Source organism: Dactylosporangium darangshiense (assembly GCF_039537565.1).
In the GTDB taxonomy this organism is placed as follows: Bacteria; Actinomycetota; Actinomycetes; order Mycobacteriales; family Micromonosporaceae; genus Dactylosporangium; species Dactylosporangium darangshiense.
The window spans coordinates 1-1363 of the sequence record NZ_BAABAT010000184.1 but is presented as its reverse complement, the minus strand read 5'-3'; the positions used below and the strand labels follow the sequence as shown (position 1 = coordinate 1363).

At 72.9% G+C, this 1363-nt stretch carries 1 protein-coding gene; it reads right to left on the bottom strand.

Annotated features, from left to right (window positions below; genetic code table 11):
* Positions 1–1363: IS66 family transposase (gene tnpC / locus ABD901_RS58575; protein WP_345145060.1), on the bottom strand; the 1363-nt coding region annotated here is incomplete at both ends.

The window sequence follows — 1363 nt, the reverse complement described above, 5'->3', positions numbered from 1 at the left end:
GAGGGCGTTGATGCCGTGTTTGCGGGCGGTGGAGAGATAGCTGCGGATGGCGCAGAAGGTTTCGGCGCCGGCGAAGGTGCGGAGCCCGCCGCTGATCTTCTGGCGGAGTTTGACCATGCGGATGTCGCGTTCGGCGAGGGAGTTGTCGAACGGCACGCGCAGGTCGTGGGCGAAGCGCAGCACGTCGGTGGCGAAGCCGCCCAGGCGGGCGAGGAGGTTCGCTGCTGGTGACCGGGCGCTGTGCCCGGCCGGGCTGGGGTTGGCGGTCATGCCGGCGGCGATGATCGTGTCGTAGCGGCGTCGGTAGACCGCGAGCAGGCGGTCTTCGATGGCGTGGGCGCCGCCGGTGCGGGCGTGGCGGGTGGTGTTGTTGATCTCGCACAGCAGCCGGATCATGCCGGCCGCCCAGGTCTGTGCCGGGTCGGTGTCGAGGATGCCGGCCAGTTCGCGTAGGTGGTGGGCGTTGCAGAGGGCGTGCGCGGCGCCGTAGCGGCGGTAGGGGGTGTAGCCGTCATGCACGGCGATGCCGGCGAAGACGGGCAGGACCCCGGCGGCGGCGATCGCGTCGTGGCCCCGTGAGGCGTGCACGTAAAACAGTGACAGCGTCTCGGTGGAGGCCGAGTGCACCCAGGCGTTGGCCCCGGCCACCCGCAGCGAGGTCTCGTCGAAGTGCGCCACCGGGGCGGCGGCGATCTGCTCGCGTACCGCCTGCAGGAACGGGGTCAGCCGGTCGCTGGTGCGGGTGAGGACCGTGACCAGGGTGCCCACCGACATGCCGACACCGAGCAGGTCCGTCAGGGTCTCGCAAGCCCGCTCGTAGGGCAGGTGCTGGTAGCCGACCAGATAGGCGCCGATGGCGCGGACCCGCGGCCCGTACTGCGCCGGCGCGCCCACCCCGTCCGGCACGGCTGCCATCGTCACCGCGCCACACCGGCAGCGTCGATGCTGCAGCCGGTGCTCGACCACCCGCAGACGGACCTCGGGCAGGTCGAACACCTGCCGCGCCTCCACCGACGTCACCGGCGCCCGGCGCAGCGAGCTCCCGCAGCCGTCACACGCGTCCGGGCGGTGGACACGCACCTGGTCGGGCCGGTCGACCTGCCGCAGCGTGAATCCCGCCTCGCCGGGCTGCTTGCCCGGCAGCCGGCCCGACTGCTCCCGCCGCGACCGGGGCGGCGGCTTCCCCGGCCCATCCGAGGACGGTGGCTTCGACGACGTGCGGGAATCCTTGCGCAGCAACGCTTCCAAGTCGGCGACCCGCCGGGTCAGCGCCTCGATCCGGGCGTCGCGCTCCGCGATCTCCGCGTCCCGCTCCGCCAGCACCGCATCCAGCCGGGCGAGCCGCTCCAGCAACTGCGCGAGG